The sequence below is a fragment of the Nocardioides dongkuii genome, from assembly GCF_014127485.1.
Classification (GTDB): Bacteria; Actinomycetota; Actinomycetes; order Propionibacteriales; family Nocardioidaceae; genus Nocardioides; species Nocardioides dongkuii.
In genome coordinates this window covers 169,347-182,579 of the sequence record NZ_CP059903.1, presented here as the reverse complement: position 1 = coordinate 182,579, position 13,233 = coordinate 169,347, and the positions used below count along the sequence as shown (strand labels likewise).

Sequence of the window (13,233 nt, the reverse complement as noted above, 5' to 3'; positions counted from 1 at the left end):
CTCAGGCTGGTTCCATCAGCACGGCGATCCCTGCTTCCAGCAGCGGGGCGACAGCCTCGCGGGCGCTGTCGAAGCCCTCGCCGTGCGTAGCACCGACCCGGTAGCGATGGTCGATCCCGGCTGCGATCACGGCCAGCTTGTAGTAGCCCAGGGCGAGGTGCTGCTCCCAGTCGACGAGCTCGACGCCGCCGGCCGCGACGTACGCCTCGGCGAGCCCGTCCGGTGACGGCAGGCGGTCACTGGTCCAGGCGCTGGCCGAGCCCAGGACGAGGTCCAGGGCGGAGTGGCGGTAGACGCACATCATCGCGACGTCGGCGACGGGGTCACCGATCGTGGAGAGCTCCCAGTCGACGATCGCGGCGACCCGCGGCTCGGGTTCCAGGGAGAGGATCGTGTTGTCGATGCGGTAGTCGCCGTGGACGATCCCGACCGAGCGCTGGTCGAAGGTCGAGCCGCGCAGTCGGCTCCCGAGGTCGTCGGCGAGCGGAGTCAGTGCCGGCTCGCCCACGAGCTCCCACTGCCCTGACCAGCGCTTGATCTGCCGCTCGGCGTACGCATCCGGACGGCCGAACCTCTCCAGGCCGACGGCCACGTGGTCAACGCCGTGCAGGGAGGCCAACGACTCCACGAGCCGAGCGGTCACGGCCTCGAGCGTCGCGTCGTCGAGGGTCGCGAGGTCGGCGCGCGACTGGATCGTGCGGCCGGGGACGAACCCGGCCACGGCGAACGGCAGCCCGATGACCGACTCGTCCTCGCACAGCACCAGCGCCGGAGCGACGGGTACGCCGCTGTCCCGCAGCGCACTGGTGATCCGGAACTCCCGCGCGACGTCGTGCGCCGACGGCGTCCGGCCGACCCGGGGGGGCATCCGCAGCACCCACGCGGACGTACCGTCCTCGAGGCGGTAGGTGAGGTTCGAACGTCCCCCCGCGATGAGCCGCGACTGGAGCGGACCGGCGAGCTCGGCGCCCGCAGCGGCCATCCGCTCAGCCACGGCGTCGAGCTCGGCGCGGGTCAGCGCCGAGGTGTCGCCCTCCTCGGCAGACGACCCACTCACGCCTGCTCCTTCTCGATCTGGCGGATCGCGCGCTTCGCCAGGGACCAGCGGTGCACCTCGGAGGGACCGTCGTAGATCCGGAACGGACGGATCTCGCGGGCGATCTTCGCGACCGGCAGCTCCGTGGAGATGCCCAGGCCGCCGCACATCTGCGTGGCGCGGTCGACAACGCGGTGCAGGGCCTCGGCGGCGAACGTCTTGGCGATCGAGGTGCTCTTCCCGGCCCGCTCCCCGGCGTCCAGTTCCTGGCAGGCCACCCCGAGGAGGGCACGCGTGGCGGCGAGGTCGATCTCGTTGTCCGCGATCATCTGCTGGACCATGCCGAGGTCGCCGAGCCGGGCCCCGAATGCCTCCCGGCCGGCGACGTGGCGCACGGCCACCTCATGGGCGCGGCGGGCCGCACCGGTCCAGCGCATCACGTGCGTCATCCGCGCGGGTCCCAGCCGCACCTGGGCGTACCTGAAGCCCTCGTCGACACCGCCGAGCACCTCCGCGTCCGGCACGAAGGCGTCGGTGTAGGCCACCTCGCAGTGTCCGCCGATCATCGACCTGTCCACGGTCCCGACATGGCGGACCACCTCGAGGCCGGGCGTCTCGGCGGGCATGAGGAACATGGTCGCGCCGCCGACACTTCCGGGCTCGCCGCTGGTGCGGGCCATCGTGATGAAGAACGACGCCCCGTCGGCACCCGTGATGAACCACTTGCGCCCGTTGACGACCCACCCTCCGTCGACCTTGGTCGCCCGGGTCAGCAGCGCGGACGGATCGCTGCCGGCGCCCGGAGCCGGCTCGGTCATCGCGAACGCCGAGCGGACCGCGCCACGAGCGAGCGGCCGCAGGTACTTCTCGCGCTGCCTCTCGGTGCCGACCTGGTCGAGCAGGTGGATGTTGCCCTCGTCGGGGGCGGCGACACCGGTCGCCAGCGGGCCGAAGAGCGAGTACCCGGCCTCCTCGAAGACGGGGGTGCGGTCCACCATGTTCAGGCCCAGCCCGCCGCAGTCCACCGGCGCATGCGCCGCGAAGACGCCCGCGGCGCGCGCCTGCTCCTGCAACTTCTGCCGCAGCGAGTCGCCGCCCGCCGCCTCGATATCGCCGTCGAACTCGTCGTCGAGCGGGATCACGCTGGTGCGGATGAAGTCCCGGATACGGGTTGCCAGATCACTCATCATCTCTCCTCGGCCGACCGATCGATCGCTCGGCGAGTCTGGCAGTGGCAGATGGTCCCGTCAATCGACCCCCCGTCAGGCGCCGATCAGCCCGCGGGCCAGCACGAGGTGGCGGCGGACGAGCTCGTCCGGTCCCAGGGGGCCGTCCTCGCGGTACCACGACGCGACCCCGACGCAGAGCGAGGCGACGGCACGCGCCGCGTCCTGCGGATAGGGCGTGGCGAAGACACCGGCGTCCGTGCCCGCGGAGACGATCCGGTCGAGCATCCGCTGCTGCTCGTCTCGGCGCTCGACGTACGCCTCGCGGTTGCCGGCGTCGAGGCTGCGGATCTCGCTGGAGGCGACGAACGCGTGCTGGCGACGGAACATGTGGAAGCGCAGCAGCGACTCCACCAGGGCGTCGAACTGCTCCGACGGATCGTCACCGGCCGACGCCAGGGCAGCCGCGCTGCGCTCGAGGAGCTCGTCCATGACCGCCATCATCAGCGCGAGCAGGATGTCCTGCTTGGAGCGGTAGTGGTGGTAGACCCCGGGGACCGACAGCCCCGAATCCGCGGCGAGGTCGCGGATGCTGGTGCCGTGGTACCCCTGCTCGGCGAAACGGCGCAGGGCGGCGTCGAGCACGCGCGGCAGACCCGGTGGCCGGTAGGCACGCCAGTCGTCCACCGTGCCGGGAAGGGTCATGCAGACACTCTAGGGACGCGCTGGGTCCCTGAGCGCGCGGACCCGGGCGGCCGGTCCCCCGCCCCCACGCACGCGTGACGCCGAGCCACCGCATCATGCAGGGAGCGTGGCCGTCACCAGTGCGGGCCAGAAATCGGAGCGGCCCAGGGCCAGCGGCAGGAAGTCACCGGCGTCCATCGTGGCCACCGGCACGCAGCTGGCCCTCATGCCCGTCTCCACGTAGACCGCGTCCCGGGACTCCAGGATCTCCAGCTCGTCCAGCGGGTCGTGCACGGTCCCGAGGAGCCGGAGCGTCGCGGGCCCCTTGCGGAAGACGGTGGTCCGCTGGTCGAACTCGGCCATCATCAGCGTCGGGCTGCCGACCAGCGCGCTGCCGTCGGGAGCCAGCCGGTACGTGACGTTGAAGTTCCTCCCGAGCACCGCCGTCGGCCCGCGGTCCTCCCCGAGATCGGCCTCGATCTCGATGAGCCTGTTCCCGCGGCGCTCCAGGACACCGGTCATGTGTCCGTCGTTGCGGTGGAGGGAGGAGGAGCCGATCTTCTTGGGCTCGCCGTACAGGTCGCGGCCGAAGAGCAGCGGGATGTCGTTGTCCATGAACATCGTCAGCACGTAGTCACCGGCCACCCCCTCGTGCCGGGCGCTGACGTAGATCGCGGAGGCGGCGAAGTCGCCGACGCAGTTGCTGCGCCAGCGGCTGACCTGCGCGGTGAGGCGCGGTTCGTCCCCGGGCTCCAGCTCTCGAGGCAGGATCGCCCGGACGATCTCGGGACGGGTCAGGAAGTCGACGCTGAGGGACTCACCGCCCACGAACTGGACGTCGCGCAGGGTCGCGCGGATCTCCTCGATCTCCTCGGCCGTACGGCGGTAGCCCATGCTGTGCTCCTTGCTCGATGACGGGTGGACCTTCAGCTGCGGGGAACGACCCGGCCGAGAGGCAGGGTGAAGTCGGTCAGCGAGGTGAAGGCGTCCAGCACCCGCTGCGGTCCGAAGACGTGCCACGGGTCCGCGGCGCTGCCGGCGCCCAGCTCGACCGCGCCGCGGCCGCGCCACAGCTCGAGCCGCCCGTCCGCGCCACGGTGCGAGCGCGCGCGCACGTCGACCGCGACGAGCTCGTCGACGACGGGCGGACGTCCAGTCTCCGAGGAGGGGATGAGCCGGTGGCTCAGCGTCGGGAGCATCTCGGCGGCCGGCAGGGAGGTGAGCTCCTCGCCGGTGATCAGGCGTTCAGGCTGCATCGAGAACGTCATCAGTCGCACGCCTCGCGGACGCTCGACGGTCATCACCAGCTGCTCGGTCCCGGGGCCACTGTCCTCGCGGCCCGACCACGTGAGGTGGGCCAACTTCTTGCCGTAGCCCCAGAGCTCACGTCCGGCGGCCATCGGAGCCTCCGCATCGGTGACGATCACCGGCTGGTACCAGTAGCGCTGTCCCGCCACCTCGACGCGCACCACGAGGTACGCCTCGAGGTACGGCCCGAAGGTCGACGTCGCGTAGTGGCAGGCCCACGCCGCGCACACCGCCGGGTCGCTGTCGGGCCGCACGCCCTCGGGGAGGTACGGCGCGATGGCGTCGGCGTCCGCCTCGTACACGACCCACGTCTGGCGTGCCCCCCGGAACTCGTACGGCGGGGGCGGGTACAGCGGGGCCGCCACCGGCATCGAGGCGGCGCCGGCAGCCGTCATGCCGGTCCGTCCTGTGGCGGCCAGAGCGGCTCCGGGGTCGAGAAACCCGGCTCGGTCCCCCACCGGTTCCGGTAGGTGACCGTGTGGGCGGGCTGGCGTGCGGCGACGTCCCACCGGCCCTTCGGGTAGCCCATCGCGACGGTCGCCGCCAGGTTCCAGCCGCGGTCGGGCGGGACCCCCAGCACCGCCTTGGTGGTGTCGGGGCGGAAGATGTCGAGCACGTTGGTCATCGCGCTTCCGACGCCCTGGGCGCGGGCTGCGAGCATCGCGCTCCAGACGGCCGGGAAGGTCGAGCTGCCGTCGCGGTCATTGCGCGAGAAGGCGAAGAACAGCAGCGGAACCTCCTCGAAGTGGTCGGCGAGGTACTGAACGCTGGCCTGCAGCCTGCGGAAGCGCTGGGAGCCCTCGGCCTCCGGATCCGCCTCGGCGCCGGCGATCTGGGCGGCGTAGTGCCCGCGCCAGAGCAGCTGCACGGACTCCCGGTAGGGCTCCGCCAGCTGCTGCCTGACGTCCGGGTCGTCGACGAGGAGGAACCGCCACCCCTGGCTGTCGCCACCGCTCGGCGCTCGGACCGCTGCATCCATGATCCGTGCCTGCACCGCCATCGGCACCGGCTCAGGACGCATCCGCCGCATGGCACGCGTCGTGTAGAGCGCCTCCCAGACATCCACGGTCGACTGCTCGGCGGTCATGCGGCGGTCCAGCCACCGTCGACGACCATGTTCGCGCCGGTCATGAACCCCGACGCGTCGGAGGCCAGGAACAACGCCGCCGAGACGATCTCCTCGGGGGCTCCGAACCGACCCATCGGGATCTTGGAGAGCAGGTGCCCGCGCCACTTCTTGTGTCCGCGCAGCGCCTCGGTCATGTCGGTCTCGAAGTAGCCCGGCGAGAGCGTGTTCACCCGGATCCCCCGGTCGGCCCACTCCAGCGCGAGGGTCCGAGTCAGGGCATCGACCGCTCCCTTGCTCGCGGAGTAGGCGACCATCCGCTCCATCCCGACCTGACCGTGGATGGAGGAGATGTTGACGATCGCTCCGCCCCCGTCGTCCAGCATCAGCTTCCCGGCCTCCCGCGCGCACAGGAAGGAACCGGTCACGTTGACGTCCAGGACGTGACGCCACTCCTGGTCCTCGACCAGCTCGGCCCGCTTGAACATCGGGCTCACCCCGGCGCAGTTCACCAGGGCGTCCAGGCCGCCCCACTCCGCGCGGATCGTGGCGACCGCCTGCTGGACGGAGTCGGCGTCGGAGACGGAGCCGACGAGGACGAGGGGGCTGCCGCCGAGGACCTCGATGTCGGCGGCGACCTCCTTGACGGCGTCGGCGGACCGGGCGGTGAGCGCCACCTGGGCACCGGAGGCGGCGAAGCCGAGGGCCATCGCGCGACCGAGGCCGCGGCTGGCTCCGGTCACCCAGACCCGGGAGCCCGAGAGGTCGAAGGTGACCGAGCCGGAGTCGGAAGGTGCGTTCATGGGTGGTGTCTCCTAGCAGGCGCCGGGAGGAGAGCTCCGCGGGTGGCGCCATCGAGGGCGGGGCGTACGGGGTGCGGAAGGGGGCTAGGCCGTGGGGACGATCGCGGCCTTCACCACGTGGTCCTCGGGCCGGGGGGCGGACAGCGCCCGATCTGCCTCGGCGAGGGAGTAGCGGTGGGTGACCATCGCGGCGAGGGCGACGCGGCCGGAGACGATCAGGTCGACGGAGTCTGCGAAGTCCTGGTCGACATAGCCGAACGAGCCGGTCACGCGGTGGGCACCGACGGGCCAGGGGACGGGCGAGTCGTTGAGGCCGACGAGCACCACCGGAACGGCCGGGAGCAGGAGCGGGAGCGCGGACGTCATCGCGACAGGGACACCGGAGGCGTCCACCAGGGCGTCGAAGGCCGACTCCCCCACGAGCTCGCCGGGCGACCACGCGCGCGCCCCGAGGCTCCGAGCGGCGTCACGTCGCTCGGCCACGGGCTCCACGACGTCGACCTCGATGCCCTCGGCCGTCGCGGCCGCCGCCACCGCGAGGCCGACCGCGCCAGCCCCCGTGACGAGCAGCCGACGGTTCGCCCTTCCACCCGCGAGCCGGACGGCGTGCAGCGCCACCGCGAGCGGCTCGGCCCACAGCAGGTCGAACGGGTCGACGTGCCCCGGGACGGGGATGAGGTCGCGGCCGACCTCGACGTCGGGGATGTGCAGCTGCTGGGCGAAGGCACCCTGCGCGCCGTACCCGAGCGAACGGCCCGCCGTGGACCCGCACAGGTGCGGGTCCCCCTCGGCGCAGTAGGCACAGGCGCCGCACGAGCGCATCGGGCGGACGGCGACGCGCTGGCCGACCTCCAGCCCGGCCAGGTCCGCACCGACCGCCGCCAGGGTCGCGGAGAGCTCATGTCCCATCACCTGCCCGGCCTCGACGTAGTGGCCGTGCGCGTAGGAGGCGAGGTCCGAGCCGCAGACCCCGCACGCCTCGACGTCGAGCAGCACGTCCTTCGGGCCGACCGGAGGCACGGCGAGCTGCGCGGTGCGCACGTCCGTCGGCCCCTGGAAGACGACGCCCTGCATGGTCGACGACATCTCAGTGCATCTCCTGCCCACCGGTGACGTTCAGCGCCTCACCGGTGACGAAGGACGCGCCCTCGGACGCGAGGTAGACCGCAGCGGCCGCGATGTCCTCGGGGGTCCCGAACCGTCGGGCGGGGATCTGGCGGGCCAGACGCCGCCGGTAGTCGTCCTCGGTGCGGCCGGCGGCTCCGGAGAACGTCTCGTAGACACCGCCCTTCACCGCTAGCAGCGGGGTGTCGATGGTGCCCGGGCAGATCGCGTTGACGGTCACGCCGTGCTCGCCGAGCTCGGCCGCCATGCTCTGGGTGAGCCCGATCACCGCGAACTTCGCCGCGGAGTACGCCGCCAGCAGCGGCATGCCGGTCTTGCCAGCCTGCGAGGCGATCGTGATGATCCGACCGCTCCCCTGCGGCACCATCAAACGCGCGGCCGCACGGGCGCACAGGAAGGCGCCGGTGGCCATCACGTCCAGGTTGACCCGCCAGTCGCGCAGCGACAGCTCGGCCACGGGCGAGAGGCCGATGGCCAGGCCCGCGCAGTTGACGAGCACGTCGACGCGCCCGTGCTCGACGACCGCGGCCTCGAACAGGGCCGTGACCTGGTCCTCACTGGTGACGTCGCACGCCACGGGGGTGACCGGGCCGAGCTCGGCGAGCTCGGCCGCGGCCTGCCGCAGGTGGTCGGGCGGCGCGACCTCGTAGTCGGGGTGGCTGTCGAGCGGGGCCCCGACGTCCGAGAGGACGACCGTGTCGCCGAGACGCAGGAAGGACTCCGCGATCGCGCGCCCCATCCCGCCCCCCCGGGCTCCGCCCGTGACGACGACGACGCGACCGTCACGAGGAGGATTCATCGACGCCTCATCCCGAGGAAGCTGGCGGCGAAGACGGCGAGCAGCAGGATCATGCCGCGCACGGCGTACTGCCAGAACGTCTCGACGCCCATGATCGACAGGCCGTTGTTGATCACGCCGATCAGCAGCACGCCGATGACCGTGCCGATGATGTGGAACCGGCCCGGACGCAGCGTCGAGGCACCGATGAAGGCAGCCGCGAACGAGTCGAGCAGGTAGGTCTCACCGACGCCCTGGGGGCGGCCGACCCCGAGGTTCGCGGCGACGATCATGCCGCCCAGCGCGGCGCAGGCCGCGGAGATGGCCAAAGCCATCAGCGCGTACCGCTTCACGGGGATGCCCGAGAGACGGGCGGTCTCGGCGTTGCCACCGATCGCGTACATGTGCCGGCCGACCTGGGTCTGCTCCAGGAAGACGTAGAGCACGAGGGCCACGATGGCGAAGAAGACGACGGGCATGGGGATCGGACCCATCTCGCCCTGCCCCATGATCAGGAACCCGTCCGGGATGCCGGAGAGGATCGTCTGGGAGTCCGAGACGCCGAGCACCAGGCCGGTGAGGATCGACCCGACCGCGAGGGTCGCGATGAACGCCGACACGCCGCCGTAGGCCACCACGACGCCGTTGAAGGCCCCGATCAGCAGGGCCAGCCCCAGCACCGCGAGCACGGCGAGCACCGGACTGCTGATCGTGCCCTCCGACAGCCACTTGCAGGCGAGGAATCCGCCGAGGGTGGCCATGGCGGCGAGGCTGAGGTCGAAGAGGCCCTGCACGAGGGCGACGGTGAGGCCGAGGGCGATGATGCCCAGGATCGACACCTGGTTGAGCACGTTGAAGAAGTTCTGGCTGGTGGCGAAGACGTCGGGCTTCAGGAGGCTGAAGATCGCGATGCAGGCGACCAGGCTCACGATGGTCCCGTAGCGACTCACGAAGTCGATGAGGCGGTCGCTCGTCGACCTCTGCCGACGTGGGCCGGTCACCTGGGGTGACTCGGCCACTGCTGTGGGGCTAGACACTTTTCCTCCCGAAGGACAGTCGCATGATCGAGTTGACGGTGTTGGCCTCGCCGACGAGCTCGCCGACGAGCTCCCCGTCGTGCAGCACGAGGACCCGGTCACAGACCCGGACGAACTCCTCGAGCTCGGTGGAGGTGAAGATCACCGCTGCGCCGTTGTCGGCCAGGCTGCGGGCGAGGCCGTAGATCTCGGCCTTGGTGTGCACGTCCACCGCGGCGGTGGGCGAGTCGAGCAGGTAGACGTCCGCCTGCCGCAGCAGCCAGCGCCCGATGACGACCTTCTGCTGGTTGCCACCCGAGAGCGTGCGGACCTCGGCCTCGAGGCCACCGCTCTTGAGGCTCAGTCGCGACATCACCTCTGCGACCTCGCGGCGCTCCCGGCCCTTGCGCATCAGGCGCAGGACCGGGTCGGTCGTGTAGGACTTCGTGCTGGCCAGGGTCGCGTTCTCCCGGATGGACAGGTCGGGGACCAGGCCCTGGCCCAGCCGATCGCGCGGCACGAGGGCCATGCCGGCCGACACCGCCTGTCGGGGCGTCCGGATCCTCTTGTCCTCGCCCCGGATGAGGACCTCACCCCGGGCCTTGCACATGCCGTAGAGCGACTCCACGACCTCGCCGGCGCCCTCGCCGGGCAGGCTCGCGACGCCGACGACCTCGCCGGCCCGTGCGACGAAGTCGATGCCGCGCAGGACGTCGCCCCGCAGCCCGCGCACCTCCAGCACGACCTCACCCGGTTCGGCGGTGGCGGTGAACGCGTCGTGGGCGATGTCCTTCTCCGCGCCGACGAGGTGGTCGACCAGCGAGTCGTGGTCGAGCTCCGGGGCATCCCACGTGCCGACCAGGGCGCCGTCCCGCATGACGGTGATCCGGTCGCAGACCTTGAACACCTCGTTGAGGCGGTGGGTGACGAAGATGAACCCGATGCCCTCCTCGGCCAGACGACGCATCTGCGCGAACAGCGTGTCGACCTCGCCGGGCTGCAGCGAGGTGGTCGGTTCGTCGAGGACGATCATGCGGGCGTTGCTGGCGAGCGCCTTGGCCACCGCCACCATCGCCGACTCATGCGCTCCCAGGGTCGAGACCTCGCGGCGCGGGTCCAGGTGGGGAAGGCCCACCCGCTCCAGCAGCTCGCGGGTTCGCCGGTGGGCAGTGCTCCAGGAGACGAGCAGCCCGGCACGGCGGCCGAGGCCCTGCACCATCAGCACGTTCTCGGTCACGGAGAGCTCCGGAACCAGGTTGCCGTGCTGGTGGACGACGGAGACGCCGAGGGCCTGCGACCGTTGAGGGTTGCGGATGTCCTCCTCGGCGCCGTCGATGACGATGGTTCCCGACGTCAGCTGAAGGGCGCCCGCCAAGGCCTTGATGAGGGTGGACTTGCCCGCGCCGTTCTCGCCGAGCAGAGCGTGGACCTCCCCGGCCTGCAGGGAGAAGTCCATGTGATCCAGTGCCCGCGTCCCCGGGTAGTCCTTGACTGCGTCTCGGACCTCCAGGAGCGGGCCGGGGCGGGCGGGAGCCCGCCCCGGCTCGTTGTGCTTCGTCACGTCAGGTGCCTGTCGCCTCGGTGGTGGTGGAAGGTCGACTCAGAGGTCGCCGGGGAAGAACGGGCAGTTCTCCCAGTCGGGCTCCTCGCCCTCGGCCGGAACGGTGTCCACGGTCATCAGGCAGGGCTTCATGTAGATCACCTTGCTGGCGAGCTCACCGCCGCCGACGATCGTCTCGATCGTCTCGACCGCCTTGCCACCCATGAGCGGGAAGGGGTTGGCGGGCTCCATCACATACGGCGATCCGTCGCGAATCAGGTCCCAGGCGAACGCGTTGCCGTCGAAACCCACGGCGAAGGTCTTGTCCTCCAGTCCCGCCTCCGTGATGGCCCGCACGGCGGAAGGAGCCAGCTCGTCCCATCCGAGCCAGATCGCGTCGATGTCCTTGTCCGACTGCAGGATGTTCGTCAGCTGGTCGTAGGAGTCCTCGACCTGTCCGGGGACCTTCACCTCGATCTCGCGCACGACCTCGATGCCGGGGTTCTCGCCGACGACCGCCTTGAAGCCCGCGTCGCGGTCACGAAGCGCCTGCAGCACGGTCCAGTTGAGCTTGACCACGCGGCCGCTGCCGTCGAGGCGGTTGACCATCTCCGAGGTGATCAGGGAGCTGTTGGCGAACTCGTTGGTGCCGATCTCGGCGTCCACACCCTCGACGAAGCCGCCGTAGATCGAGACGAACGGGATCCCGGCGGCGTCGGCCTCCTTCATCACCCCCGTCATCTGCGCGTTGGGCGAGGAGTTGTTGACGATGACGTCGACCCCGCGGCTGATGAAGTCGCTGGCCGCGTTGTTCGTCGCCGCCTGGTCGCCCTGCCCGTCGAACACCTCGACGTCCCAGCCCTTGTCCTCGGCGGCCTTGACGAACTGGTCCTTGATGCCGTTGATGCTGGGGGAGTTGAGGTTCACCGCGACGAAGCCGACCGAGAGGTCCTCGACCGGGCCCCCGGCCGAGCCGCTCTCCGCGCTGTTGTCGTTGGGGCCGCTGCTGTCCGGCTTGTCGTCGTCGCCCATGGAACACCCGACGAGGGCGAGGCTGGTGGCGAGGGCGAACGCCGTCAGGCGAATGGTGCGCTTCATCATTCCGTGCTCCTTCACAAGCATGGGTGGATCAGGCGTTGGGTGGGGATCGATCAGTTCTCGGCGCTGCTGCGGAGCAGGGACTTGACGACCTTGCCGCCGGGATTTCGCGGTAGGTCATCTCGGATCTCGACCGTTGAGGGCACCTTGAAGCGGGCGAGGCGCTCGCGGCAGAAGTCGCGAACCTCCTCCGGCGCGAGGTCGTGCCCGGGCTTGGCGACCACGTGGGCGACGACGCGCTCGCCGTACTGCTCGTCCGGTGCGCCGACGACGGCCGCGTCCAGGACGCCCGGGTGCTGGTAGAGGACGTTCTCGACCTCGAAGCTGAAGACCGACTCGCCGCCACGCTTGATGACGTCCTTGAGCCGGTCCCGCAGGACCACGAAGCCGTCCTCGAGGACCGCTGCGTCTCCCGTGGCGACCCAGCCCTCCGCGTCGGTCAACGGCACGATGCCCTCGGAGGTCCAGTAGCCGAGGGCGACCTGGCCGCCGCGAACCACGATCTCGCCGGTCTCACCCGGAGCGGCGTCCTCGCGCGTGCCGGGTCGCAGCAGGCGCAGCTCGGTGAGCGGCAGCGGCCGACCCACGCTGTGCGGCATCCGCACCGCGTCGTCCCCGCCGACGTAGGTGATCATCGAGCAGGTCTCGGTCATGCCGAAGCCGTTGCCGAGGGTGGCCTGAGGCATGGCGACCTGCATCCGGGCGAGCAGGGACGTCGGCATCGGGGCGCCGCCGAACAGCGCCAGCCGCAGGGCCCCCAGCTCGTCGCGCCCCTGCACGTCGGCCTGCTCCAGCAGACGCCACCACATGGTCGGCGCCCCCACGGTGGACGTGCAGTGGTGATCTCCGATCGCGTCCAGCGCCTTGGCGGCGTCGAAGCCGTCCAGGAGGTACGCCGTCGCGCCGATCATGGCCACCGGCACGGTCTGCGAGCAGAGGCCGGTGATGTTGAACTGCGGGACCATCACCAGCTCGACGTCCCCGGGCTCGCGCCCGATGACCTCGGTGCAGGTGACGGCGTTCTGGAGCGCGTTCCCGTGGCTGATCACCACGCCCTTGGGTCGGCCGGTCGTGCCCGAGGTGTACATGACCGCGGCGGGCGCCTCCCCGCCCGGCGTCGCTGCCGGCAGCTCACCCTCGACGTCACCGGCGAGGAAGCGACCCCCGTCGTCGACGTGCGCCACTAGGAGTCGGGTGCGGGCCGTGTCGACGGCCGCCGCCGCCAGGTCTGCCATCCCCCTGCCGACGAGCAGGATCCGGGCACCGCTGTCGCCGAGCAGCACGGCCAGGTCCGTGCCGGTCAGCCGGAAGTTCAGGGGAACGGCGACGGCGCCCGCCGCCCAGGTGGCGAAGACCGCGGTAGTGAAGGGCAGTCCGTTGCCGGCCAGCACGGCGACGCGGTCGCCCGGGGCGACCCCGGCGCCGGACAGTCGTCGGGCCAGCGACTCGGTCTCGGCACCGAGCTCCCGCCAGGTGAGGCGCTCCTCGGCGGTGATCAACGCGGGGTGCGCCCCGCGGCTCCGGACGGTCCGGCGAAGCATGTCGACCAGGTCGACCGGCAGCGGGACGTCGTAGTGAGGGATGCCCCGCGCGTCGACCCTCGTGGCCACGTC

Annotated in this window: 13 protein-coding genes; all 13 read right to left on the bottom strand. The window is 71.2% G+C overall.

Annotation, left to right across the window (positions count from 1 at the left end; all coding sequences use genetic code 11):
• Position 1: 1 nt before the first annotated feature.
• Positions 2-1,057, bottom strand: a complete 1,056-nt coding sequence (locus H4O22_RS00865) for a phosphotransferase family protein (protein ID WP_244963054.1) — start codon at positions 1,055-1,057, stop codon at positions 2-4.
• Complete coding sequence (locus H4O22_RS00860) at positions 1,054-2,223, bottom strand: acyl-CoA dehydrogenase family protein (protein WP_227465880.1); 1,170 nt, start codon at positions 2,221-2,223, stop codon at positions 1,054-1,056. Before H4O22_RS00860 ends, H4O22_RS00865 begins: the two co-directional genes overlap by 4 nt.
• Before the next feature lie 75 nt (positions 2,224-2,298).
• Entirely contained in the window at positions 2,299-2,907 is a 609-nt protein-coding gene (locus H4O22_RS00855) for a TetR/AcrR family transcriptional regulator (protein ID WP_182525248.1), read from the bottom strand.
• Between the two features lie 93 nt (positions 2,908-3,000).
• Positions 3,001-3,780: an acetoacetate decarboxylase family protein gene (locus tag H4O22_RS00850; RefSeq protein ID WP_182525247.1), complete on the bottom strand. Its 780-nt coding sequence runs from the start codon at positions 3,778-3,780 to the stop codon at positions 3,001-3,003.
• 32 nt (positions 3,781-3,812) lie between these two features.
• On the bottom strand, positions 3,813-4,589 hold the full coding sequence (locus tag H4O22_RS00845; protein ID WP_182525246.1) for an acetoacetate decarboxylase family protein: 777 nt from the start codon (positions 4,587-4,589) through the stop codon (positions 3,813-3,815).
• Positions 4,586-5,281, bottom strand: coding sequence for a nitroreductase family protein (locus H4O22_RS00840; RefSeq protein ID WP_220451236.1), 696 nt, complete (start codon positions 5,279-5,281; stop codon positions 4,586-4,588). Before H4O22_RS00840 ends, H4O22_RS00845 begins: the two co-directional genes overlap by 4 nt.
• Positions 5,278-6,063: an SDR family NAD(P)-dependent oxidoreductase gene (locus H4O22_RS00835; RefSeq protein WP_182525245.1), complete on the bottom strand. Its 786-nt coding sequence runs from the start codon at positions 6,061-6,063 to the stop codon at positions 5,278-5,280. Before H4O22_RS00835 ends, H4O22_RS00840 begins: the two co-directional genes overlap by 4 nt.
• An 84-nt stretch (positions 6,064-6,147) precedes the next feature.
• Positions 6,148-7,149, bottom strand: a complete 1,002-nt coding sequence (locus tag H4O22_RS00830; RefSeq protein WP_182525244.1) for a zinc-dependent alcohol dehydrogenase — start codon at positions 7,147-7,149, stop codon at positions 6,148-6,150.
• 1 nt (position 7,150) lies between these two features.
• Positions 7,151-7,987 (bottom strand): SDR family NAD(P)-dependent oxidoreductase, encoded by an 837-nt coding sequence (locus H4O22_RS00825; RefSeq protein WP_182525243.1) that lies wholly within the window; start codon positions 7,985-7,987, stop codon positions 7,151-7,153.
• Positions 7,984-8,916: an ABC transporter permease gene (locus H4O22_RS00820; protein WP_182525242.1), complete on the bottom strand. Its 933-nt coding sequence runs from the start codon at positions 8,914-8,916 to the stop codon at positions 7,984-7,986. Before H4O22_RS00820 ends, H4O22_RS00825 begins: the two co-directional genes overlap by 4 nt.
• Positions 8,917-8,995: 79 nt before the next feature.
• Positions 8,996-10,438: a sugar ABC transporter ATP-binding protein gene (locus H4O22_RS00815; RefSeq protein ID WP_182525241.1), complete on the bottom strand. Its 1,443-nt coding sequence runs from the start codon at positions 10,436-10,438 to the stop codon at positions 8,996-8,998.
• A gap of 144 nt (positions 10,439-10,582) precedes the next feature.
• Complete coding sequence (locus H4O22_RS00810; protein ID WP_182525240.1) at positions 10,583-11,620, bottom strand: sugar ABC transporter substrate-binding protein; 1,038 nt, start codon at positions 11,618-11,620, stop codon at positions 10,583-10,585.
• Positions 11,621-11,673: 53 nt separating this feature from the next.
• Entirely contained in the window at positions 11,674-13,230 is a 1,557-nt protein-coding gene (locus tag H4O22_RS00805) for a class I adenylate-forming enzyme family protein (protein WP_182525239.1), read from the bottom strand.
• Between the last annotated feature and the right edge of the window lie 3 nt (positions 13,231-13,233).

Bases quoted from the DNA above. Each gene is read 5' to 3' on its own strand.
- H4O22_RS00815 (WP_182525241.1), bottom strand. From the start codon at position 10,438: ATGGACTTCTCCCTGCAGGCCGGGGAGGTCCACGCTCTGCTCGGCGAG.
- H4O22_RS00835 (WP_182525245.1), bottom strand. From the start codon at position 6,063: ATGAACGCACCTTCCGACTCCGGCTCGGTCACCTTCGACCTCTCGGGC.
- H4O22_RS00830 (WP_182525244.1), bottom strand. From the start codon at position 7,149: ATGTCGTCGACCATGCAGGGCGTCGTCTTCCAGGGGCCGACGGACGTG.
- H4O22_RS00845 (WP_182525246.1), bottom strand. From the start codon at position 4,589: ATGACGGCTGCCGGCGCCGCCTCGATGCCGGTGGCGGCCCCGCTGTAC.
- H4O22_RS00850 (WP_182525247.1), bottom strand. From the start codon at position 3,780: ATGGGCTACCGCCGTACGGCCGAGGAGATCGAGGAGATCCGCGCGACC.
- H4O22_RS00825 (WP_182525243.1), bottom strand. From the start codon at position 7,987: ATGAATCCTCCTCGTGACGGTCGCGTCGTCGTCGTCACGGGCGGAGCC.
- H4O22_RS00855 (WP_182525248.1), bottom strand. From the start codon at position 2,907: ATGACCCTTCCCGGCACGGTGGACGACTGGCGTGCCTACCGGCCACCG.
- H4O22_RS00840 (WP_220451236.1), bottom strand. From the start codon at position 5,281: ATGACCGCCGAGCAGTCGACCGTGGATGTCTGGGAGGCGCTCTACACG.
- H4O22_RS00810 (WP_182525240.1), bottom strand. From the start codon at position 11,620: ATGAAGCGCACCATTCGCCTGACGGCGTTCGCCCTCGCCACCAGCCTC.
- H4O22_RS00860 (WP_227465880.1), bottom strand. From the start codon at position 2,223: ATGAGTGATCTGGCAACCCGTATCCGGGACTTCATCCGCACCAGCGTG.